Source organism: Pantoea sp. CS_6 (genome assembly GCF_041954745.1).
Taxonomy (GTDB): Bacteria; Pseudomonadota; Gammaproteobacteria; order Enterobacterales; family Enterobacteriaceae; genus Pantoea; species Pantoea stewartii.
Genome location: NZ_JAVAYG010000016.1, coordinates 32,918 through 54,431 on the forward strand (window position 1 = coordinate 32,918; position 21,514 = coordinate 54,431).

Annotated in this window: 16 protein-coding genes; 6 read left to right on the plus strand and 10 right to left on the minus strand. The window is 50.9% G+C overall.

Going from position 1 to position 21,514, the window contains the following annotated elements:
- Nucleotides 1-336: 336 nt before the first annotated feature.
- Nucleotides 337-1,677: an MFS transporter gene (locus tag RAC90_RS19440; protein ID WP_033739396.1), complete on the minus strand. Its 1,341-nt coding sequence runs from the start codon at nucleotides 1,675-1,677 to the stop codon at nucleotides 337-339.
- A gap of 543 nt (nucleotides 1,678-2,220) precedes the next feature.
- Here RAC90_RS19440 and RAC90_RS19445 point away from each other — a divergent pair.
- The gene (locus RAC90_RS19445; protein WP_054687222.1) at nucleotides 2,221-2,889 is read left to right on the plus strand and encodes an ATP-dependent Clp protease proteolytic subunit; all 669 of its coding nucleotides are present in this window, start codon (nucleotides 2,221-2,223) and stop codon (nucleotides 2,887-2,889) included.
- A 92-nt stretch (nucleotides 2,890-2,981) separates the two neighbouring features.
- On the opposite strand, the gene RAC90_RS19450 is transcribed toward RAC90_RS19445, so the two are convergent.
- Together RAC90_RS19450 and RAC90_RS19455 are read right to left on the minus strand one after the other, a co-directional pair.
- Nucleotides 2,982-3,995, minus strand: a complete 1,014-nt coding sequence (locus RAC90_RS19450; RefSeq protein ID WP_375124678.1) for an NAD(P)-dependent alcohol dehydrogenase — start codon at nucleotides 3,993-3,995, stop codon at nucleotides 2,982-2,984.
- A 334-nt stretch (nucleotides 3,996-4,329) separates the two neighbouring features.
- The gene (locus RAC90_RS19455; RefSeq protein ID WP_375124679.1) at nucleotides 4,330-4,923 is read right to left on the minus strand and encodes an NAD(P)H oxidoreductase; all 594 of its coding nucleotides are present in this window, start codon (nucleotides 4,921-4,923) and stop codon (nucleotides 4,330-4,332) included.
- A gap of 98 nt (nucleotides 4,924-5,021) precedes the next feature.
- On the opposite strand from RAC90_RS19455, the gene RAC90_RS19460 reads away from it, so the two are divergent.
- On the plus strand, nucleotides 5,022-5,927 hold the full coding sequence (locus RAC90_RS19460) for a LysR family transcriptional regulator (protein ID WP_033739403.1): 906 nt from the start codon (nucleotides 5,022-5,024) through the stop codon (nucleotides 5,925-5,927).
- On the opposite strand, the gene RAC90_RS19465 is transcribed toward RAC90_RS19460, so the two are convergent.
- The 5 genes from RAC90_RS19465 to RAC90_RS19485 form a co-directional block, all read right to left on the minus strand.
- A complete protein-coding gene (locus tag RAC90_RS19465) occupies nucleotides 5,917-7,800 on the minus strand; it encodes a sigma 54-interacting transcriptional regulator (RefSeq protein ID WP_375124680.1) in 1,884 nt (627 codons plus the stop codon). The genes RAC90_RS19460 and RAC90_RS19465 overlap by 11 nt on opposite strands.
- A gap of 139 nt (nucleotides 7,801-7,939) precedes the next feature.
- The gene (locus RAC90_RS19470; protein WP_205955594.1) at nucleotides 7,940-9,103 is read right to left on the minus strand and encodes a metallo-dependent hydrolase; all 1,164 of its coding nucleotides are present in this window, start codon (nucleotides 9,101-9,103) and stop codon (nucleotides 7,940-7,942) included.
- A gap of 13 nt (nucleotides 9,104-9,116) precedes the next feature.
- Nucleotides 9,117-10,511 carry a DASS family sodium-coupled anion symporter gene (locus RAC90_RS19475; protein WP_375124681.1) on the minus strand — a complete coding sequence of 465 codons (1,395 nt, stop codon included), beginning with the start codon at nucleotides 10,509-10,511 and terminating at the stop codon, nucleotides 9,117-9,119.
- 74 nt (nucleotides 10,512-10,585) lie between these two features.
- Nucleotides 10,586-11,284: an RraA family protein gene (locus RAC90_RS19480; RefSeq protein ID WP_172912828.1), complete on the minus strand. Its 699-nt coding sequence runs from the start codon at nucleotides 11,282-11,284 to the stop codon at nucleotides 10,586-10,588.
- Between the two features lie 4 nt (nucleotides 11,285-11,288).
- Complete coding sequence (locus RAC90_RS19485) at nucleotides 11,289-12,248, minus strand: hydroxyacid dehydrogenase (protein ID WP_375124682.1); 960 nt, start codon at nucleotides 12,246-12,248, stop codon at nucleotides 11,289-11,291.
- Between the two features lie 995 nt (nucleotides 12,249-13,243).
- Between RAC90_RS19485 and ompC the strand changes: the two genes are divergently transcribed.
- Nucleotides 13,244-14,347, plus strand: coding sequence for a porin OmpC (gene ompC, locus RAC90_RS19490; protein ID WP_033739413.1), 1,104 nt, complete (start codon nucleotides 13,244-13,246; stop codon nucleotides 14,345-14,347).
- A 276-nt stretch (nucleotides 14,348-14,623) separates the two neighbouring features.
- On the opposite strand, the gene RAC90_RS19495 is transcribed toward ompC, so the two are convergent.
- Entirely contained in the window at nucleotides 14,624-17,725 is a 3,102-nt protein-coding gene (locus RAC90_RS19495; protein WP_375124683.1) for a multidrug efflux RND transporter permease subunit, read from the minus strand.
- Between the two features lie 649 nt (nucleotides 17,726-18,374).
- On the opposite strand from RAC90_RS19495, the gene RAC90_RS19500 reads away from it, so the two are divergent.
- From RAC90_RS19500 to RAC90_RS19510, 3 genes are all read left to right on the plus strand, one after another.
- Complete coding sequence (locus RAC90_RS19500) at nucleotides 18,375-18,905, plus strand: GNAT family N-acetyltransferase (RefSeq protein WP_033739417.1); 531 nt, start codon at nucleotides 18,375-18,377, stop codon at nucleotides 18,903-18,905.
- 187 nt (nucleotides 18,906-19,092) lie between these two features.
- Nucleotides 19,093-19,791: a response regulator gene (locus RAC90_RS19505; protein ID WP_033739419.1), complete on the plus strand. Its 699-nt coding sequence runs from the start codon at nucleotides 19,093-19,095 to the stop codon at nucleotides 19,789-19,791.
- A complete protein-coding gene (locus RAC90_RS19510) occupies nucleotides 19,788-20,873 on the plus strand; it encodes an ATP-binding protein (protein ID WP_058709011.1) in 1,086 nt (361 codons plus the stop codon). Before RAC90_RS19505 ends, RAC90_RS19510 begins: the two co-directional genes overlap by 4 nt.
- On the opposite strand, the gene RAC90_RS19515 is transcribed toward RAC90_RS19510, so the two are convergent.
- Nucleotides 20,829-21,514: ATP-grasp fold amidoligase family protein (locus tag RAC90_RS19515; protein WP_375124684.1), on the minus strand; the 686-nt coding region annotated here is incomplete at its 5' end. The genes RAC90_RS19510 and RAC90_RS19515 overlap by 45 nt on opposite strands.

Genomic DNA, 21,514 nt, shown 5'->3' on the forward strand with positions numbered 1-21,514 from the left:
TTCCTGCGCATGCAGACTGTTTTTCCACGCCGTTGTCTTTCCCACCGCAACAACGTTCGCGTTCGTCTGCTGATCGCGGCCCGGTATTTCCGATAACCGATACCGGTTTCCGGGAAGTATCCCATCACGATGGCAGGCGAGCACATGGAGCAGAGCGGGCTGAAACGGTATACAGGCGTTCTTGCAACATCAGAGCGCTCGGCCTGCCCGATAAGGATGGCAGAACCGAACACGGCACCGGTCCTTCCCGGCATTCCTGCGGTTCGCCTCACCTTCACTTTTCTCCGGTATAAAAAAAAGCGCCCGGAGGCGCTTCAGTGATTTCAGCGATGCGACTTATTTGCTGACGGTCGACAGGCTGTGATCCGCTTCGATTCTGGTCGCGCTTTTGCGGCCCATGATCAGCACTGCGATACCGCCCGCCCCGCAGAGCACGGCCAGCGGAACCATGGCCAGCGCATGACTGCCCGTCTGCTCGTTGATGATCCCGTACACGTTAACCATCAGGCCGCCGCCAATCAGGTTCGCCATGGCACCGATAGCCGCCAGGCCCGCCGCTGCGGTGCTGGACGACAGCCAGCCGGAAGCCAGTGCCCAGAACGGCCCTTTCATGGAGTACGCGCCAATCAGCACCAGCGACAGAATGACCACGCTGCCCGCCAGCGACTGCGTCAGGAAAGCCGACAGTAGCCCACCCGCAATAAGGAACAGCGTCAGCGCCGTGTGCCAGCGACGTTCGCCCGTACGGTCGGAACTGCGGCCCCAGACGATCATCAACACGGACGCCAGGCCGTAAGGAATGGCGTTCACCAGACCGGTCGTGAAGTTGTCGAGTCCGAACGACTTGAGTAATTGTGGCGACCAGACGCTGAGCGTGGAACCTGCCGCCGAGGCACCGGCATAGATTAAGGCCATCACCCAGATGTGCTTGTGTCGCAGTAACTGCCACAGCGAGATATGACCGATCACCTTACGTTTCGCATTCTCGTCCGCCAGCGTTGTGCTAAGCCAGTTGCGCTGTGCTTCCGTCAGCCAGGTCGCGTTTTCCGGGCGGTTGCTTAACAGGAAAAAGGCGGCTATTCCTAAAAGGATGGCCGGGAAGCCTTCTAAAATAAACAGCCAGTGCCAGCCACGTAAGCCAAACCAGCCATCCAGTGACAGGATGGCCCCGGAGATCGGTGAGCCGATAAAGTTTGCTGCCGGGATAGCCACCATAAAGGTCGCAATGACGCGGGCGCGGTATTTACCGGGGATCCAGTAGGTCAGGTAGAGGATCACGCCAGGGAAAAAGCCGGCCTCCGCCGCGCCCAGTAAAAAGCGCAGGAAATAAAGCATCCCGGCACTGGAGACAAAGGCCGTACAGACCGACACAATGCCCCACGTCACCATAATGCGCGATATCCAAATCTTCGCCCCGATCTTTTGCATCGCCAGATTGCTGGGCACTTCAAACAGAAAATACCCCACAAAAAACAGGCTGCTCGCCAGGCCGAACACCGCTTTGGTCAGCCCGAGATCTTCATTCATCTGCAGGGCCGCCATTCCGATATTGCCCCGGTCAATGATAGCGATCAGATAACAGACAATCAGAAACGGCAGAATGCGCCATATAACACGCTTTACCGTCTGCTGCTCTATATCGGAGGTTATGGCCACATTGGGTCTCTTTTCAGACATGGTGTTCCTCACAGAAGGTTCATGGTTTTACATCTGGGTAAACTTCATGTTTTACTCTGTAAAACTATGGTGTACAAAGTACACTCATTATCTGGCGAAACTTTTTCCTGTGCTGGCAAATGTTATGAGGTTGTGTGACTTGTCACAAAAAGGGATCAGTTTGCCGTGGGATATGTGACGCAGCCGGAGCTTTTCCCGCTTCCCCCGCGTCCCCGGGACATGGCGCATTGAGCAGAATCGCAGAAAGCCCGCAGGTACAAACGCCAGGAAAAGCGGAGCCGTGCGATAAAAGCAGCACGGTGCCCTGCGGTGCTGACAATACTGAAAAGCAGTATGCCGTTTACCGGACTGCATATGTGATGCGGCTTCGTTGTTCCCCTCTTCGACAAAATTAGCGTCGCCGCAGGTTATTTTGAAAAAGTCATTTAAAAGCCATAATACTGAAATATATTTTTAGCGGTAACAAACGCGTGCAAAATGATAATAGATATTGCAGATATAATGTCGCACTGATAATTAAAGGGCAAAAAGGATGGAGTTAATATGAAATATATTTTCTGTGCGGCTGCCGTTTTTGTCCTGACCAGTTTTACCTCACAGGCGGCGATGAACAAAGTCGTTGACGAGAAGCGCCCACCCAACACCGTTAAAACGGTAAAAATTGCTTTCACTGGCGCGATAACGCAGAACAAAATTATGGCCCTGTCCGCCGCCATTGACGAGATTGCGCAAAACTACAAAGCCGCTACGGAGATACAGCTTTATCTCACCAGCCCCGGCGGTGATGTTGATGCCGGGAAAATGGGCTATCAGATAGTGAAGGACTCACCCATTCCGGTGACCACCGTGAATATGTCCTCCGTCGAATCCTCAGCAACCTTAATTTATTGTGGCGCAAAGAAACGGCTAACCATGGACGATTCGATTTTTTTATTACATGCGCCCACGATTCATGATGCTCAGGACAGAAATTTTTCAGAAAATATGCTGGTTGAAAAAAATGAATTTAGCAGCCGATTCCGCAATATTATTAAAAATATTTATCACACCTGTACCAACCTGACGGATGATCAAATCGACAAAATTACCTACAGCGAAGACAACCATATGCTGCTGGATAATCAACACGCACTGGCTGTCGGCATTGCGACAGGCGGGCTCAGCCATTTTATGCCCGCTGACGCGGCCTATTATATTCACGACAATAATTAGTCCTGCGCAGGCCGCGATGCCTGATGAAGGTTCTGGTTTCAGCCCTCATCAGGCACCGTTTCTACGGACACACCAGCCTTACTGCGCGTGACTCACCATTCCACACAGATCTTGCCGAAATGCGAACCGCTCTGCTGCCAGGCAAAGGCCTCGGCGAGGTCCTGATAACGGAAGAGGCGATCAACGACGGGCTTCTGATTCATCCCTTCCAGCGCGTTTACGTAATCGATCTGATCCTGTCGGCTGGCAACGATCCCCCCTTTGATGGTGACCTGCTTCGCCAGGACAGACAAAATGGACAGCCGGGCTTCATCGCCGGAAATGATGCCGATTTGGGTAATGTGGCCGCCCACTTTGATCGCTTTCAGCGACTCACCCAGCGTGGCAGGTCCGCCCACTTCCACCACCTGATCCACGCCCACGCCGCCGGTCAGTTCGAGCACCTTCTTCCCCCACTCTGGCGTCGTGCGATAGTTAATGGTTTCGTCTGCGCCCAGTTGTCGGGCGCGCGCCAGTTTCTCATCCGAAGAAGAGGTGGCAATCACTTTCGCGCCCATGGCCTTAGCGATTTGTAAGGCAGCGATAGATACACCGCCGGTGCCCTGCACCAACACGGTATCATTAGCCTGAAGATTGCCTTCGGTCACCAGTGCTCGCCAGGCGGTCAGGCCAGCTGTCGTAATGGTGGCTGACTCAGCGTGCGTCCAGCCTTTTGGCGCATGGGTAAAGGCGCTCTGCGCCCGCACAACGTATTCACTGGCCATGCCATCAATGCCGTCGCCCGGCGTGTGGGCAAAGCCGCCGACGTCCGCGGTGGGTTTGCCGGACAGCCAGACGGGGAAGAATGTCGACACGACGTGATCACCTGCGCGAAAATCGGTCACGCCCTCGCCCACGGCTTCCACCACGCCCGCGCCGTCGGACAGCAGTATGCGGCCATCTTCGGTGGGAAATTGCCCGGTCGCGACGACCAGGTCATGGAAATTCAGTGAGCTGGCCTTGATGGCGACCCGGATTTCGCCTTTTCCCGGCTGTCCCGGATCGGCTCGGTCTGACAGGTGGATGTTCTGCAGTCCGCCAGGGGCTTTCAGGGTCATTGCTTTCATTACGTTCTCCGTTGCCTGATGTGTTTTCTTAAGACATGTTGCTTAACATAGTCCACAGGGAGATTTTGTAAAATGTCGTCATCAGGAAGCGGATCGCGGCAAACAGAATACGCTCAGGCCTGCGCGATGGTACGGTGACCGGGCTAAAGGCGTGACCATCATCACCGTGGTTAACGTCGCAGCGCTGTCAACGCGCGCCTCCGTTTCCCGCTAAACGGCCGTAAAGGGCACGCTCGCGCCTTGCAAAACGGGCACTGCGAAGCAGAGCACCCCGCGCGTCGTTCATTGTACGGGTGAGCATGTTAAAGGGCGCCTGTTGGCGCCCTGCTTCGCGTTAAACCGTGCTGTCTACCACCGCATACATTTGCTCAAAGAGTTGTGCATAGTGGCTGACGTCATCCTCAATGGCCTCCTCAACCCCTAACGTGTTGTAGAGGAAATGGACGTCCACATCGCGGATCGCCAGATAAGCCGAAACGCCCAAAAGATGATCGGTGATGTTTTTCTCCCAGCCATATTTAATAAATGACCGATGGGAGCCGCCCGCCAGCGCCAGCCAGCGCACCGTTTTTGCCGTTAACCGGTTTTGCTCACCATAGGCCAGGCCATAATTCCATACGCGCTCAAGATAGCCTTTCAACATGGCCGGAAAGCTGTACCACCACACCGGGAAGACAAAGAAGATAATGTCCTGATTGTCCAGTTCAGCAAACAGGCGGTGGACCTCTGGCGAATAGCGCTTATTCGGGTTGTCCCACTCAGGTTCATCCTCGACACGTAACACCGGATCAAAATCGCTGCGATACAAATCCAGTTCAGTAACATGGGCGCCGCGCGCCTCTGCGCGCTGGCGCAGGCTTTGGACCATCTGCGCGGTTAACGAATCCCTGCGCGGGTGCGACCAGACGATATAGACATGTTGTTTCATCGTTCACCTCATTTTTGTGCTGACGAAAGCACCATACGCTCGCGACATTGCTGTGGGAATCGTATGATTTGAGACGGGTTAATGAGAGATTTTCACCAATGAAACTGAACGTCTATGACTTCGCGACTTTTATTGCCGTTGCCCGGCACAACAGTTTTCGCGCCGCGGGTGATGAACTCGGACTGTCGCCATCGGCAGTCAGCCACGCGATTAAGCAACTGGAGCAGCGGCTGAAAATTCGCCTGTTTAACCGTACCACGCGCAGCGTGTCACTCACCGAAGCCGGCGCCCGTATGTTTGAACGTTTACGCCCCGCTTTCGATGAAATCAACATGGTGCTGGATGAAGCCAACTGCTATCGCCAGACGCCGATGGGCGTGCTGAAAATCAATGCCTCGCGCCTTGCCTCACGCCTGGTGCTGATTCCGCTGGTCACCGGGTTTAGCCAGCGCTATCCGGATATTCGTGTGGAAATCACGACAGAAGACAGGCTGGTCGACATTGTGAAAGAGGGTTTTGATGCGGGCATTCGCCTGAGCAGTACGCTGGAAAAAGACATGATTGCCCTGCCGGTAGGGCCAAAAGTCAAACTGGTGGTCGCGGCCAGTCCCGATTATTTTGCCCGTCATCCTCGTCCCACGCATCCACGCGAAATCGACGTGCACCCGTGCGTCATGTTTCGTCATCGCAGTGGCCGGATTTATCAGTGGGAATTCAACGGACCGGACGGCCAGTTTGCGCTTCTTCCCGGCGGAAACATCATCCTTGACGACATGGATTCACAGTTGGATGCCGTACTGCAGGGGGCGGGGCTCGGCTATCTCTATTACGAGCAGGTGAAAGATCATCTGGCAAACGGCAGTCTGATCTCGGTACTGGAGGACTGGTTACCGGAACGGCCCAGCCTGCAATTTTATTATCCTAATCGCCAGTATATGTCTTCGGCATTGCGGACGTTTATTGACTATATCAAAGCGGCACCGTTGTCGACGTTCAGCCGCTGATCTCATACGCTTTTAGCTTACGCCACAAGGTGGTCGCACTGATCCCCAGCATTGCCGCCGCCTGGGTTTTATTACCCTGGCATTTTGCCATCACGTCAATAATTAGCCGGCGCTCCTGTTTTTTCAGAAGATCGGTTTCAGCGTCTATGCACGCCAAAGAGGATGATTCATACACCACGTTATTGAGTACCTGCTCATCCTCAAGCAACGAGATCACGGTCGATTTATCGACCGTACCGCCCTGATGAAATACCGCCAGTCTGCACACGACCGATTGCAGTTCTCGTATATTCCCCGGCCAGTGATAACGGTTTAAATACGCCAGCGCATCCGGCGAAAAGACCCTGTCTTTTCCCTGCTGGTGAAGTAAATGCCGGATAAGAGGTTCAACGTCACCTTTACGCTCAGTCAGCGCGGGAAGCCGGAGTGTGAGGATATTGATACGGTAATAAAGATCCTGACGAAAAGCGCCCATGGTTATCTGCGCCTTCAAATCTTTATTACTTGCTGTTATGAGTCGAAAATCCGCCGCAATCAGCCCATCACCGCCCACGCGAACAAACTGTTTTTCCTGTAGCACACGCAGTAATTTGACCTGTACGTTGAGTGGGGCCTCGCTGATTTCATCAATAAATACGGTGCCCTTCATCGCCATCTCAAAGATACCGGGCTTGCCCCCTTTCCGGGCCTGGGTAAATGCCCCGTCAGCATAACCAAACAGTTCACTTTCAAGCAGACTTTCAGGAATCGCCGCGCAGTTAATCGCAATGAACGGGCTGTGGCTTCGGGTGCTGTGCTGGTGAATGCTTTGAGCGAACAATTCTTTACCCGTACCGGTATCACCTAAAATATGGACAGGTGCATCATGGCTGGCACAACGCTTTGCTTTTTCGATCGCTGACTTAATACTGGCTGACTCACCAACAATGTCATCAAAGGTGTAACGGGTATAAAATGCACGCTGTTTTCGCTTTTTACTGACCATGTTTCGCCACGGGGCTTGCGATTGCAGACAGCCGGTCACGATTGAATAGCTCTCCTGCCGCTTACAGTAATGCTTTATCGCGACAGAAATGCGTTCACCGTCAAGTTCAAGGGTCATATCGCTGACGTCAGACTCGTCAATAATGGCATTGTATACGTCTTTGAATCCTTCTTTTTTGTATATTTTCTCCCCGACGCGGCACTGAAAAAGCGCTTTTCCTTTGCTGTTTATTGTGACAACAGTCCCCATCGGGTCGAGACACATAATGCCTTCCCGTGACTGATTTATCGCGGACTGACTTATCTCCAGCTTCAGATTTTCCTGGTTAATATATTTTAACAGGCTGAAGGCCTCGTTAATGGCCTGTTCAATAGAGATATTATCGGTATCCCCCATTACAACCTTCAGACCATATTTTTTGGCCATTTCAGCAACGGTCAGACCGCCAATCACGACCTGATAATTATTTTCCGCAAGGCTTTTGACGACATTATCGATATCGTAATGATTATAGACCTGACAGATCTTGAAATTATCATGAGTCATATGTTGATAATGCTTAAGCGCGTGGCAAAACTGGGGAAAGCCGACCGCAGCAATCTTCTGTGACTTGATTTTTGCTTCCTGCAGAATACGGTTCACGCCTTGAAAATCATGTGCAATTTCGACCACCGGGATGGCCAGGCTGCTGCGCAGTAAGGCAGCGGTACCGCCACGACTGATGATGATTCTGGTGCCGGCGCGAATCATTTCATTCGCTTTATCCAGCACATCTGAATAACCTATTTCGTAGACGGGTAATTCTAGCTGTTTTTCAAACAGCACATTAGAGATACGCTGAGTAATGGTTTTTGAAACAGAGAAAATGACAATTTCATTGAACTTCATTAACAGTCCGATTATATCGATAACGCGCTGAACAAGTATAAAGATAACGTCTGCCCCTATATTGACAGACGTCATGTGCAGGCACGTAAAAGCCACCTGGCGTTAATATTCCAAAACTGAGCGAACGGATAAGGCGTGATTAAACATGCAGACGGCGATAGCAGATCTGCCCACGACTGATGGTTAAGCAGTTATCAATATAGCGATCGCCTTGTAACTGATTGCCCCTCGTGTCTTCGAAAATGGTTTTTTCCTGACGTATTTTAACCACGGCGATGTCGGCAAATGCCCCCGGTGTGAGCGTTCCGATCTGGCCCTGCATTTTCATTAGCCTGGCAGGGGTGCTGGTGACCGCTTTTACGATATCAAACAGTGACATACCCATATTCAGGTATTTTGACATGACATGAAGCAGACTGTAGACCTTATTCGTACGCAGGCTGTTACGCTGCGTTAAGTCCGTGCTGATAATATCGGGATAAAATCCCTGCGCCATCGCATGACGGGCAATATTAAAATCAAAATGCGCCACGCCATTTGAACAGTCAAAGATGACGCCTTTCCGCTGGGCTGCCTGAATCGACGGGTACACTTCGCCCTGCTCATTAAGGATGGTGTGACCCGTTCCGTGAAAGCAGTGCGCGTATATATCACCCGGGTTGAAATGCGGGATGAGTTCGTCCGCCTGGCGTTGGGAATCCGTGACGTGCACGCATAACGAGGTATTCAGCTCACGTGCCAGCGCAACGGTGGTCAGAAAAGGATCGCTGCTGTAGGGTTTGCCTTTCGCAATATCCTGACTGTAGCGCAGCTTCAGGCCCAGAATATTGTCTGCATTTTTGCTGACAACCTGCTTTATTTTTTCCCGATTAAAATTGGCCGGGTTCGTGTTTTCCAGATATCCCGTCGGCCCACCACCCAGCGTAGACAGGCCTACATTTACTACATTTAAGTAACTTTTTATCCTTACCGTAGCCGTGTTGATCACACTGTTACGGAACAATCCATAATTGACCCAACCGCTACTGCCAGCGTCAACCACGCTGGTTACGCCATTGGGCAAACAAATGATGTCTGGATTCACGCTGATAGCCGTTCCGCCATGAAAAACATGAGTATGAAAGTCAATTAAACCGGGAAGGACAATACAGCCTGCGGCATCAATTTCAGTTTCAGCTTCAATGCCGTCAACCTGGGTAAGATCAACGATAACATCCCCCATAATGCCCACATCCCGCTGAATATAATTCTGGCCGTGGCCGTCTATCGTCAGGCCATTTTTGATACGAAGATCCAGTTTCATGTTTATCCTCCGATCAGATACCGATGAATTTCCAGTAAGGAATGCCGAGCAGGAAATAAACAATGACGTTAAACAGCACCATCATTGTGCCCAACAGCCAGAAGGTTTTTTGCGGCACATAGCCACTGGAGAAGGTAAAAACCCCCGCTCCGTTACCGTAATGCGTGAGGAGAGCACCGTAGCCTGCTGAAAACGCCAACGACAATGCAACGTACATTGGATTGGCCTGCGTCGTCATGCCGAGGGTAAACAACACGGGATAAAAAGAAACGACAAACGCACTGTTTGAGACAAAGAAATAACGTACGGCAAGACTGATAAAAATCAGCACACCAATTGCGCTAAATTCATTGAGATGAGAAAGATCCAGGTAGTTTTTAATCACCCCCACCAGGAAAACGTAGAACCCGCCTTTTGACAGCGCGACAGCACATCCATAGAACGCGCCGTACCAGACAAACGTTTGCCAGGCCGCTTTTTCACTGACCACATGTTCCCAGCTCAGCACTTTAAATAACAACAAGCAGGCAAGGAATGCAAAGCCAACCGGAATAAAAGGAATACCCGTTACTGAGCCGGTCATCCATCCCAAAACGCCCAGAATAAAAAACACGATCAGCAGTTTCTCTTCGCGCTTCACCGGCCCGAGTTCACGCAGTCCCTGTTCAGCGATCTCATTGACGTTATCAATTTTTTTCAGTTCAGGCGCATAAACTTTATAAAGTATCCAGGGACACAGCAGCAGAACTAATCCGGCCGGAATAATGGCCGCCTTAAACCAGGTCATCCAGTCCAGATCGACCTTCATAATTTCGTTAGCCAGTGACACGGTGATAGCGTTGGTGGCCATACCGGTTAAAAACAAGCTGGATGTTCCCATTGATACGACATACATCAGAATCGTCAGGTAGGAACCAATCCGGCGGCTACCCTCGTCAGGTTTTGAGCCCAACGCTTCAGCAATGTTGCGGAAAATGGGATAGACGATACCGCCAGAGCGCGACATATTCGAGCCGGTGGCCGGAGCCAGCACGGTGTCCGTAACCATCATCAGATAACCCAGCGTCAGAGTATTTCTGCCGTAGCGTTTCAGTAAGATGTAGGCGATACGTTTACCCAGTCCGGTAATAACGAATGCCTTACAAATAATAAAGGCGCTGATAATAAACCAGACCATGGCCGTGCCATAACCTGCAAACAGAATATGGGGATCGATAAAAACAGATGCGATGCCGAGGATAATGAGCATAATAATCGCATCCGTAAAAGGCCGAAATACCAGCCCGCATAACATCGCCAGATAAATACCGACCATATGCCAGGTCGTGGCGAAAATCTCGTCAGGGTTAGGCAAGAGCCAGAATAAAACCGGGAAAAACACGATCAATAAGATTTTTAAAGAGAACATATATTTTTACCTTTGCTTATCACCACGAGAGCATGACTCCCGTGGTTTGAGCGAATGGATATTATATTGGTCGACTAACGAAATACGTCGTTAATTAATTCAACGCCCTTTTCTTCCAGTGATTTGGTGACCCATTCACGATTTGCCGTGCCGTTTTTTGCGGCTTCAACTTTGCTCGCATCGAATGCTGCATACGCTTTAGCTTTTTCGAGTAAGGGTTCTGCATCATGCAAAGGAACAACAATTACGCCATCCGCATCACCAATAATGAGATCGCCAGGGCACACGGCTACGCCACCCACCGCAACAGGTGTATTCACTTCGCCAGGACCTTCTTTAAACGGACCGGCCGGATTTGACCCTGTAGCAAAAAGGGGAAAATCCAACTGTGACAAAGCATCAATGTCGCGGATGGGGCCATCCAGCACGATGCCAGCGATCTTCTTGCAGTGATGCGCGTAAGCCACCATGATTTCGCCCATCAGGGCTCGCGAACGGTCACCTTCATTAGATACGACAATAACGTCATTCTCCGTCGCCATATCCAGTGCGGCATGCAACATCAGGTTGTCGCCCGCGCGCGCTTTCACCGTAATGGCATAACCCGCCATAACCGGTTTTTGAGGGGAAGAAATCCGCCTGATACCGTTGCCCAACACCGCAATACGATTCATGGTATCGGCGATATTCGCAGCGGGAAGTTGCGCGTATTCCTTGAGTAAATCAGGCTTACCTGCAGGACGTTTTAAATAAATACGATTTCCAATAGTCATTTTATTATTCTCCAAAGCCAGGAACGGGCCAGGTTGGTTTTTTACCCGACAGCACCTCATCAATCCCTATGGCGGTATGAAGTGAGGCTCTGTCGGTGGCTTCTTTCGTTGCGGCACCGATATGAGGGCCAATAACAACATTGCTGAGTGAAAAAATCGGATCGCTGGCGTCGAAGGGCTCTTTCTTCAAGACGTCCAGACCTGCGCCGGCAATAAGGTGGTGACTGAGGACGTGATACAGCGCTTTTTCATCGACGAGTTTGCCGCGCGCAGTATTAATGAAGTAAGACGTCGGTTTCATCATGGCAAATTGCTTTTCTCCGACGAAATTCTGGGTCTCTGCCGTTGTCGGGCAATGCAAAGAGACAACGTCGCTTTCGCTGAAAATACGGTCAATATCATCTGTACGTTCAACGCCGTCTGGCATTTGTTCCTGCGTCTTATAGGGATCGTATGCAATCACTTTCATATTAAAACCCCGTAAGGCTTTAACAGCGACGCGCGAGCCAATATTGCCTACACCAATTAATCCCAGCGTTTTGCCATCCAGTTCCACTTTGGGCGTGCGCAATTTTGCCCAGTAGTAATCCTCAAGCATTTTCTCTTCAACCAACCTGAAATTGCGGGAACAGTGCAGCATGTAAAAAATAGCCAGTTCGGCCACGGACATGCTGTTCGCCACCGGCGCATTCAGCACCACAACACCGTGACGTTTCGCGGCCTCAAGATCGACAGTATCGTAGCCCGCGCCGTGTCGTGCGACGACTTTGAGTTTTTTCGCGGCGTTAAATACACGTTCAGACATTTTTGAAAGCCGAACGATGATGCCATCACAGTCGGGAATATCACGAATAATGTCTTCCTCTTCCATGCCAGAGCCCGTAATTAATTCATAGCCCCGACTCTCCAGATACGCTCTCCCTTCCGCCATAATTTCCTGTGGGAGTAAAATTTTATAAGCCATGCCATTATCTCCAGTGTTATACGCGACAACGTTATTGTTTGCAGACGCCGTGCCAGACCCGATAAAAAAACAGAAGAAATAATGCAATCGCCTGAGAAGAAAGGATTTAATTTATTTGGCCGTAAAAGAAGGTGAAGGGGTAAAAGTGAAATGCGTCACGAAATAAAAAATGAGAATTTCAAAAAGAAAACCCATTTCGGATAGTGAGTTCATTTTGAAATGCGAGATGTGAATACGTTAACAGCGAATTAAACATCAACACCGCATCATCTATGAACATCTGATGCATCGACGCAGACTTATTATTACTGCAATCCGTACAGGTATGATAAAAACGCGCTTTAATTACGCGTGCCTTTCTAAGGCGTCACCTAAAAAAATGAATACGCTTAGCAACCTGCTCCATTTTTGTGCTGGCAGGCTAATACAGAAAACGATCAGGCCCGATGTTTTAACCGATGCTGCAACAGCGTCAGGAGGCTTGATGGGCATTTTTAAGGAATCTTTATTACAGCGTTAGTGTCATCTGCAAAATACCTCTCTCTTGACACTATTCACGCTGCCTTTCACTCAAATTTTAATAATATAATTCGATACAGCTTTAACTATTACTTAAGATATGCCTCTGTAATTAACATGCTAGTTACGAATTCTGATCGATACAAAAAATGACATAAACCATCACAGCGACACCCATAAAAATTCAAACAAAAAGTAAAAATAAGAAGCAGTAACAACAAACACCGCCAAGGTAAAAATATATACAAAAACATTCAAAATAAATATCACAATAAAATCAAACAGCATAATAAAGTGATAACAAATAATCACTGATTACTGGATCGGGATCATATAAACAAAAACAAACAAGATCTTACGGAAACTTATTATTGAATTTACACTGCATTCTATTTTAAAAATAACGCGCTATTTAAGCGCACCATACTTTTCAATTGCTCTGGTCGAGATAAAACATAATTAAAAGGATTTCTTTAATGAAACTTAACTTAGTTGCAGTGGCCGTTACCACCTTATTCGCCGCAGGCGTAACAAATGCTGCGGAAGTTTATAACAAAGACGGTAATAAAATTGATCTTTACGGTAAAATGCAGGGGCTGCACTATTTCACCAGTGATAACGACGGACGTGGGGATAACTCCTATGCCCGTCTCGGAGTAAAAGGTGAAACACAGATTACTAACCAACTGACTGGATTTGGTCAGTGGGAATACAATATGCAGGCGAACCGTGATGAAAGGTCTGAAAACCAGTCCTGGACACGTTTAGGCTTCGCCGGGCTCAAATTCGGTGAGTATGGTTCGGTCAACTATGGCCGCAACTACGGCGTCGTCTACGATGTCACCTCCTGGACCGACGTCCTGCCAGAGTTCGGCGGTGACAGCTACGGCTCGGATAACTTTATGCAGCAACGTGCCAATGGCCTGGCAACCTATCGTAACACCGATTTCTTTGGCCTGGTCTCCGGCCTTAATTTTGCCTTGCAGTACCAGGGCAGAAATGGGGGCTCCAACGCTGAAGGCGGCAGTCTCACCAATAACAACCGAAATGCAGTGAAACAGAATGGCGATGGCTATGGCGCGGCTGTAACGTATGCTCTGCCAGAAGGTGTGAATTTCGGTGTCGCCTATTCGCATTCTAAGCGTACGCTGGACCAGAACGGCCTGGCATTGGGCGAAGGCGATAATGCTGAAACGTATTCAGGCGCCCTGAAATACGATGCCAATGCTATTTACCTGGCAGCCCAATATACACAGACATACAATGCTACCCGCATTGGTAATGGCAATCCAGGCTACGCCAATAAAGCCCAGAACGTTGAACTCGTTGCACAATACCAGTTTGACTTCGGTCTGCGCCCCAGCATCGCGTATCTGCAGTCAAAAGGGAAAGATCTTGAAAGCTATGGCGATCGGGATTTAGTGAAATACATCGACGTGGGCGCGGCTTATTACTTCAATAAAAACATGTCAGCCATCATCGATTACAAGATCAACCTGCTTGATGAAACCGACTTTACTCAGGCAGCCGGTATTTCAACCGACAATATCCTGGCCGTGGGTCTGACTTACCAGTTCTGATTCCGGTGTACGCGTATCAAGCCAGCGCTTTCTGCGCTGGCTTTTTTTATGGTGCGGCTTTTATCGCTCTGCGGTTTCACAAGTGGCGCTCACGGCACTGACCGGACAGCATCTTTGGTGGGGCGGCCCGTTCACAATCCAGATCCACGAACGAAACAGGCACGTCCGTTATTTACGCTCCGCCCGCCTCCCGGCGACAATGCAGAAGGCGTTGGTCTTCTCCACTGTGCTTTTCACGCCAGGAGGCGGCCTTTGCCCACGCGGCCCTGCACACTGTTAAGACCGCTTGCGCGTCAGTTTCTCCACGACCTTCATGACCGAGAAATAGAACAGCGGAACAAAGAAGATGGCCAGTAACGTGCCGCTGATCATGCCACCAAACACGCCCGTTCCAATCGCCTTTTGCGTTGTCGCGCTGGCCCCTGTGGCCAGCATCAGCGGTACAACACCCAAGGTAAACGCCAGCGATGTCATCAGAACAGGCCGCAAACGCATACGTGAAGCCGCTAAGGTGGCGTCGACCAGCCCCTTACCACTTTCGTGAATCTGTTTCGCAAACTCGACGATCAAAATGGCATTTTTTGCCGACAGCCCGATGAGAGTGATCATCCCGACTTTAAAAAAGACGTCGTTTTGCATATCCAGCATGCTGACCATCAGTACCGCTCCCAGCAGTCCCAGCGGGACGACCAGCATGACCGATATCGGAACTGACCAGCTTTCATAAAGCGCCGCGAGCACCAGAAAGACCACCAGCATCGACAGCACCATGAGCGCGGGCGCTTCTGATGCAGATTGCTGCTCCTGTAACGATCCGCTGCTCCACTCAAGGGCAAACCCTTCAGGCAACTGCTTTACCAGACGTTCCATCTCGTTAAGCGCATCGCCACTTGAATAGCCTGGTGCAGGGTTACCGGTGATTTTTATTGACGGGTAGCCCTGATAACGCACCCGTTGCAAGGGGGCAGTTTCCCACTGAGCCTGCACAAACTCACCGATCTGCACCATGCCGCCTGTCGCGTTGCGCACATATAACGCCAGGACGTCGTCCGGTTGCATGCGATATCTCGCATCCGCCTGAATGATGACCTGCTGCATACGATCGCGGTTCGGGAAGTCATTGACGTACAGCGAACCGATCGCTCCCGAGAGCGTCTGGCTGATCTCCTCAAAAGAGATGCCCAACGCGAAGGCTTTCTGGCGATCAATATTCAGTCGGATCATCTGTCCGTCAGGCAGGCCATCGACATAAACGTTGCGGACCACCGGGCTTTTTGCCGCCAGCGCGAGCAACTGCGCTTCAGCCTTCTTCAGTTCAGCAAGGCCTTTACCACCGCGATCCTGCAGACGCAGGGTAAAGCCCGAGGAGTTTCCCAGCTCATCAATGGCGGGCGGGATCAAACTGAAGGTTTCCGCTTCAGGATTCATCGCCATCTGTTCCTGCACATGCGCCGCTTCAGAAAAGGCGGTCGCGCCGTTTCGTTCGTCCCAGCCTTTTAAAGTCGTAAACGCCATCGCCGAGTTGGGCCCGGATCCGGCAAAGCTGAAACCGAGAATGGCGATGGTCGATTGCGTCGCGGGGCGTGAAAGCACCGCCTGTTCAAAAGCCTTAACCACGTTTAACGTGCGCGCTGCCGTGGCTTCCGAGGGTAGCTGAATGGACGTCATAAAGTAGCCCTGATCCTCTTCAGGCAAAAAGGACGAAGGCAGATTTTTCATCGCCAGGAAAAGCAGCAGACACAGCGCCGCGTAAACCCCCAGCGCACTGCCGACGCGTTTCAGTAAGCGACTGACGCCGCGACCATACAGCGCCGTAATGGCGGCAAACTGGCGGTTAAATCCGCCAAAAAATCCTGTTTTCTGCTGCGCGTGTTGGTTGACAGGCCTGAGCAATGTCGCACAAAGGGCGGGGGTCAGGCTCAGCGCCAGAAATGCCGAGATCAAGACAGAGACAGCCATTGTCAGCGTAAACTGGCGATAAATCGCACCGACCGACCCGCTTGCCATCGCCATCGGGATAAACACGGCACTCAGCACTAACGTAATGCCGATGACCGCGCCGGTAATCTCTTTCATCGCTTTCCGGGTCGCTTCTTTCGGGCCCAGTCCCTCTTCCGCCATGATACGTTCGACGTTTTCCACCACGACGATGGCATCATCAACAATGATCCCTATGGCCAGTACCATACCGAACATCGTAAGTACGTTGACCGAGAAGCCAGACAGCAGCATAACGGTAAATGTGCCCAGCAGGGCAATCGGAGCCACAATAGCCGGGATAAAGGTATAACGAATGTTTTGCAAAAACAGGTACATGACGAGAAAGACCAGCACCATGGCTTCAATAAAGGTATGAACCACTTTCTCAATGGAGATTTTTACAAACGGCGTGGTATCAAACGGAATGCTGTAGGTCATGCCTTCGGGCATGGCGTTACTCAGTTCATTCAGGCGCTGTCTGATCCTGTCTGCGGTTTTAACGGCGTTTGCTCCCGGCGTCAGCTGAATGGCCGCGGCCGTCGACACGTGACCGTTTTCACGCGTAGCAAAACCATAGGATTGGGAACCCAGTTCGACGCGGGCCACATCCGACAGAATGACGCGCGAACCATCGGGATTGGCGCGTAAGGTAATATGACCAAACGCCTCAGGTGAGCCGAGCTGCCCGGTGACCAGCAGCGGATAGCTGACCTGCTGACCGGGGATAGCGGGTGAATCACCGGTCCGGCCTGGCGCAATCTGTGCGTTTTCGATGCTGACCGCCCGGTTAATATCGCTGACGGACAGACGATACTGACTCAGCCTGACGGGATCGATCCAAATCCGCATCGCTTTCTCGGCACCAAACAGCTGAACGCGGCCCACGCCTTCCACCCGGCGCAGTTCTTCGGAGAGGTTACGGGAAAAGTAATCGCTCAGATCGGCGTCAGTCAGCTTACCGTCTTTCGATGTCAGCCCGACAATCATCAAAAAATTTGCGCCTGAGGCTTCAACGCTCAGGCCATTCTGTCTCACAACCTGCGGCAGGCGAGGCTCCACCACTTTTATACGGTTTTGCACGTCAACCTGCGCCAGCTCGGGATCGGTTCCCGGCGCGAAGGTCACGGTAATGGAAGCCATGCCGCTGGTATCGCTGGATGATTCGTAATACAGCACGTGCTTCGCCGAAGAAAGCTCACGCTCAATCAGGGCAATCACGCTGTTGTTCATCGTTTCCGGCGTTGAGCCCGGATAAGAGGCATTAATGGTAATGGTAGGCGGCGCGACAGACGGATACAGGGCCACCGGTAATTTTGGAATCGCGAGCAGGCCAGACACGATAATAAAGATGGCAATTACCCAGGCAAAAACGGGGCGGTTAATAAAAAACTGAGGCATGTTCTACCCTGAGAAAATAAGTAAGGTGTGTTCCTGCTGCATCTGATCAGGTGTTATTCAGCGCATGACGCCCTTTTGTGCGCATCTGTGGGATGCATTTCACCCGACGCGCTCCACCGTCAGTTTTCAGTCAGCCGATGGACAACGGACTTATATAACAGCCGGGTAACCCGACCGCCGCGCCAGGCTGTGGCGTTTGTCGCGACGGCCTGCCAAAAATGCCGGTTCCACGCGTGAACGGTGAGCGTTTTTTTTGGATAATAAAGCGCAATAACCGTCGGCTTTGCGTGGGGAACACGATAAATTTTTTGAGACAGGCCTGATGCGGGACTTATTCCTGTCGCGAGTAATGACCAAAATAAACAGCAATAACTTAACCTGATTAAAATACCTGGCCTCATCACGAACGGTCTCATAATAATGCGCATAGTTACAGCTTAACGCGCGAACAATGAGCCATGATGTCATTTTTATGGAGGGAATATGGAGAAGAAAATCATTAAATAAAAACGGGGGGAATGGCTTATATACGATGGACAACATCAAACCATCAACAGTAATATAGCGCCAGTTTTCACACAGTGCAGCCTTTTAAAAATGCTTCATCTGTCCTTATTATCGCTTCTATTTCCTCACGTAAAGGTGCGTTATGCAAATAGCAGAATCAGAACGATTAATCCTGCGGCGTTTTATGCCGGACGACGCCGAAGCGCTGTTTGCTTATTTGTCTGATCCCCAGCCCGCATGCTTTTACGATGAAAAACTGGAAGACATGGCCGCCGCCAGAGAGGAAGCCGCAAAAAGGCGCGATGATGACACGCAATATGCCATCTGTTTAAAAGAAACGGGTGCCGTGATCGGCCATCTGTTTGCTTCTGGTGAGGCCGAGCCCGATGACAATACGTTAAGCGTTGGCTGGTATGTCAATCCACACTATCAGGGACAGGGTTTTGCACTGGAAGCCACGACCTGTCTGTTTACTTATCTCTTTAACGTCAGGGACGTCCGCCGCCTCTATGCGTATGTTGCAAGCGATAATGCAGGCTCACAAGCGCTATGCCGCCGTCTGGGGATGCGCCTGGAAGGCTGCTTCAAAGAGTATGTCTGTTTTACGCAGGAAGACGGTGTGCCTGTGTATGAGGACACGTTGGTTTTTGCCCTGCTGCAAAAAGAGTGGTGAGTGAACTGTTGCGAGCCTCCTGCGGTCTCATCATGCTGTATGCGTCAAGGGCCTGATGTCTGTTATGTCGCAGTGTGCTTTGCTGGTCTGCCGCGACTGACATACTGTGCCGATTGCGAGGCGACGCATTCTGGTGTGGATGTGACATTGACCGGCAACCGTTTCTGACTTTGATGTTGAGGGCGTCATGAATAACGACAAATTAATCCTGGTGGCGGAGGATGATGTTGAAATCTCCGATATCCTGATGAGTTACATCAAGCGAGCCGGGATGAGAACCGTCCATGCGGCCGACGGTGAGCAAGCCCTCACATTGATCACCCGCCTGCAGCCTGATTTAGTGCTGCTTGATATCCAGTTGCCCCGCGTTGATGGCTGGAATGTCCTTTCAACATTGCGCAAAGAGAGCAATACGCCGGTCATCATGGTCACAGCCCTGGACCAGGATATCGATAAACTCATGGGGCTTCGGCTGGGTGCGGACGATTATATCGTTAAACCGTTTAATCCTTCTGAGGTCGTGGCCCGTATCGAGGCGGTGTTGCGCCGCGCCAACCCTCAGGCGGCACCGCATAACCTGATTAAAACCCGTTTCATGACGCTTTATCCCGATGAGTTTTATGTGGAGATCCACAGCAACGGTCAGACACTGACGCCTGTCCTGACCACGACAGAATTTAAACTGCTGACGCACATGGCAAAATACCCACGTAGAGTTTTTAGTCGGGAAGAGTTGCTGAACGCCTGCTTACCTGAAAGCGATACGCTGGACAGAACGGTCGACAGCCACATGAGTAAATTACGCAAAAAATTCGAAAACTGTGGCATATCAGGCGTACCGGAAAGTATTCGCGGCATGGGCTATCGGCTGGGTGAACAGAAGTGAATAAAGACAAAGCGCTCAGTCGGCAAATTCTTTTGTTTATGCTGACTCTGGCCTTAGCCATTATTTTTGTTGCGGTGGTGGGCTCCTATCTGTTCTACAGCTTTGTCATTGATCATATCCCTGGTGGCTTATCCGCCAGCAACAGCGAAAATATGACGGTCTTCGACTGGGTCTGGATCGCCATCAGTTCCTCTCTCTGCATCCTGATTGCCTTGCTGTTTGCGTTTAAACTCACCGCGAAAATCCTTCACCCCTTAAGTTCCGTGGCCGCCAGCCTGCGACGTATTTCTCAGGGTGATTTAAGCGCGCGCGCCGCCAGCAGCCAGAGTCGCCTGGGCGAGGTCAATCTGTTAGTCCGGGACTTTAACGACATGGCGGAAAAACTGCAGACCCTGGACAACGAAAGGAAGTCCTGGAACGCGGCCATTGCCCACGAACTTCGCACACCGGTGACTATTCTGCGCGGCAGGTTGCAGGGGCTGGTCGACGGCGTTTTTGAGCCTGAACCCCCGTTATTTATCAGCCTTTTGCGGCAGACTGAGGGATTATCTCGTCTGATCGACGACCTTCGCGTTGTCGGCGCGGCGGAAGGGGGTTCGTTTACGCTGGATATCCAGTCTGTCCCGTTTAGCGATATCCTGGAGAACGTCAGTACTGCGTTTTGCCATCCGTTCCGTGAACGTGGATTCACTCTGGTCATGGAGAAAACGCAGGCGATAACGCACTGTGATCCCCTGAGAATTATTCAGTGCCTGACGATTTTATTTGATAATGCACGCAATTACGCCACGCCAGGCCCGATCGCTGTGCGAAGCGGTGTCCGGGACAGCGCCTACTTTATTGAGGTGGAAGATGCGGGGCCGGGCGTAGCCGAAGAGTTCCAGCGTCATATGTTCGAGCCGTTTCAACGTGGTATCGCAGGCCGTACGGCCAATCCGACAGGCTGCGGGCTGGGCCTGTCGGTCGCCAAAGCAATTATGCAGGCTCACGGTGGCGATATCGGCTATAAAACGTCTTCTCAGGGCGGTTCGCTGTTTTTATTGCGCTGGCCAGTTGCGCGCCAGGGCAGATCGGCAGGATAAGGTGGGTTGATACGGCTTCTGTTGCCACATCGCGCCGAGTTTAGCGTCCCATTCCAGAGGCATTATTTTGAGCTTGCCGCGCTGAGGCGTTAAGGTGATTTCACTAAAATACAGGCTGTCATCTTTCAGCATTAAATCGACCCGACAGTAGTCGATATCTTTTGCCAGCGCCTGCGCGGCACAGAGTGCGCGATAAAACAACGCGGGCTCGGCTATCGGCGCAGGATGATGAGGATAGTCAATCTGGAAAGGCTGCAGTTCCCACTTTCTGTTGTAGACATTGACATATTCCCTGCCCTGCTCATCCGTAAAATCCGCCTCAATAATGCTGGCATTACCGTTGAAACAATGGATACGCAACATCTCAGGCGTTGTACTTCTTTCACGGCCTGCAAACAATTCAATATATTCTTCACAGAGAATCATCGGCGAGATGTTTTTATATTGCCATTCCCGAGTGGTGTAATACATATTCTTTTTCATCGCTAAATCCAGCTTCAGTAAAGCGACTTTGATATTGAACGTCGTTTTGTCTTTACAGATTATCGTGCTGCCGCTGTCGTGATTGCATTTCAAAACGAAAGTCGCGGGTAAACGGTTTAACGTAATCTCTTTGGTGCTTTTATACGTGTTAATGAGTG

Excerpts from the sequence above, each read along its gene's own strand:
- RAC90_RS19460 (WP_033739403.1), top strand. The coding sequence starts at position 5,022 with ATGAAACTGAACGTCTATGACTTCGCGACTTTTATTGCCGTTGCCCGG.
- RAC90_RS19480 (WP_172912828.1), bottom strand. The coding sequence starts at position 11,284 with ATGACTATTGGAAATCGTATTTATTTAAAACGTCCTGCAGGTAAGCCT.
- RAC90_RS19445 (WP_054687222.1), top strand. The coding sequence starts at position 2,221 with ATGAAATATATTTTCTGTGCGGCTGCCGTTTTTGTCCTGACCAGTTTT.
- RAC90_RS19505 (WP_033739419.1), top strand. The coding sequence starts at position 19,093 with ATGAATAACGACAAATTAATCCTGGTGGCGGAGGATGATGTTGAAATC.
- RAC90_RS19475 (WP_375124681.1), bottom strand. The coding sequence starts at position 10,511 with ATGTTCTCTTTAAAAATCTTATTGATCGTGTTTTTCCCGGTTTTATTC.
- RAC90_RS19455 (WP_375124679.1), bottom strand. The coding sequence starts at position 4,923 with ATGAAACAACATGTCTATATCGTCTGGTCGCACCCGCGCAGGGATTCG.
- RAC90_RS19465 (WP_375124680.1), bottom strand. The coding sequence starts at position 7,800 with ATGAAGTTCAATGAAATTGTCATTTTCTCTGTTTCAAAAACCATTACT.
- RAC90_RS19440 (WP_033739396.1), bottom strand. The coding sequence starts at position 1,677 with ATGTCTGAAAAGAGACCCAATGTGGCCATAACCTCCGATATAGAGCAG.
- ompC (WP_033739413.1), top strand. The coding sequence starts at position 13,244 with ATGAAACTTAACTTAGTTGCAGTGGCCGTTACCACCTTATTCGCCGCA.
- RAC90_RS19470 (WP_205955594.1), bottom strand. The coding sequence starts at position 9,103 with ATGAAACTGGATCTTCGTATCAAAAATGGCCTGACGATAGACGGCCAC.
- RAC90_RS19500 (WP_033739417.1), top strand. The coding sequence starts at position 18,375 with ATGCAAATAGCAGAATCAGAACGATTAATCCTGCGGCGTTTTATGCCG.
- RAC90_RS19450 (WP_375124678.1), bottom strand. The coding sequence starts at position 3,995 with ATGAAAGCAATGACCCTGAAAGCCCCTGGCGGACTGCAGAACATCCAC.
- RAC90_RS19495 (WP_375124683.1), bottom strand. The coding sequence starts at position 17,725 with ATGCCTCAGTTTTTTATTAACCGCCCCGTTTTTGCCTGGGTAATTGCC.
- RAC90_RS19485 (WP_375124682.1), bottom strand. The coding sequence starts at position 12,248 with ATGGCTTATAAAATTTTACTCCCACAGGAAATTATGGCGGAAGGGAGA.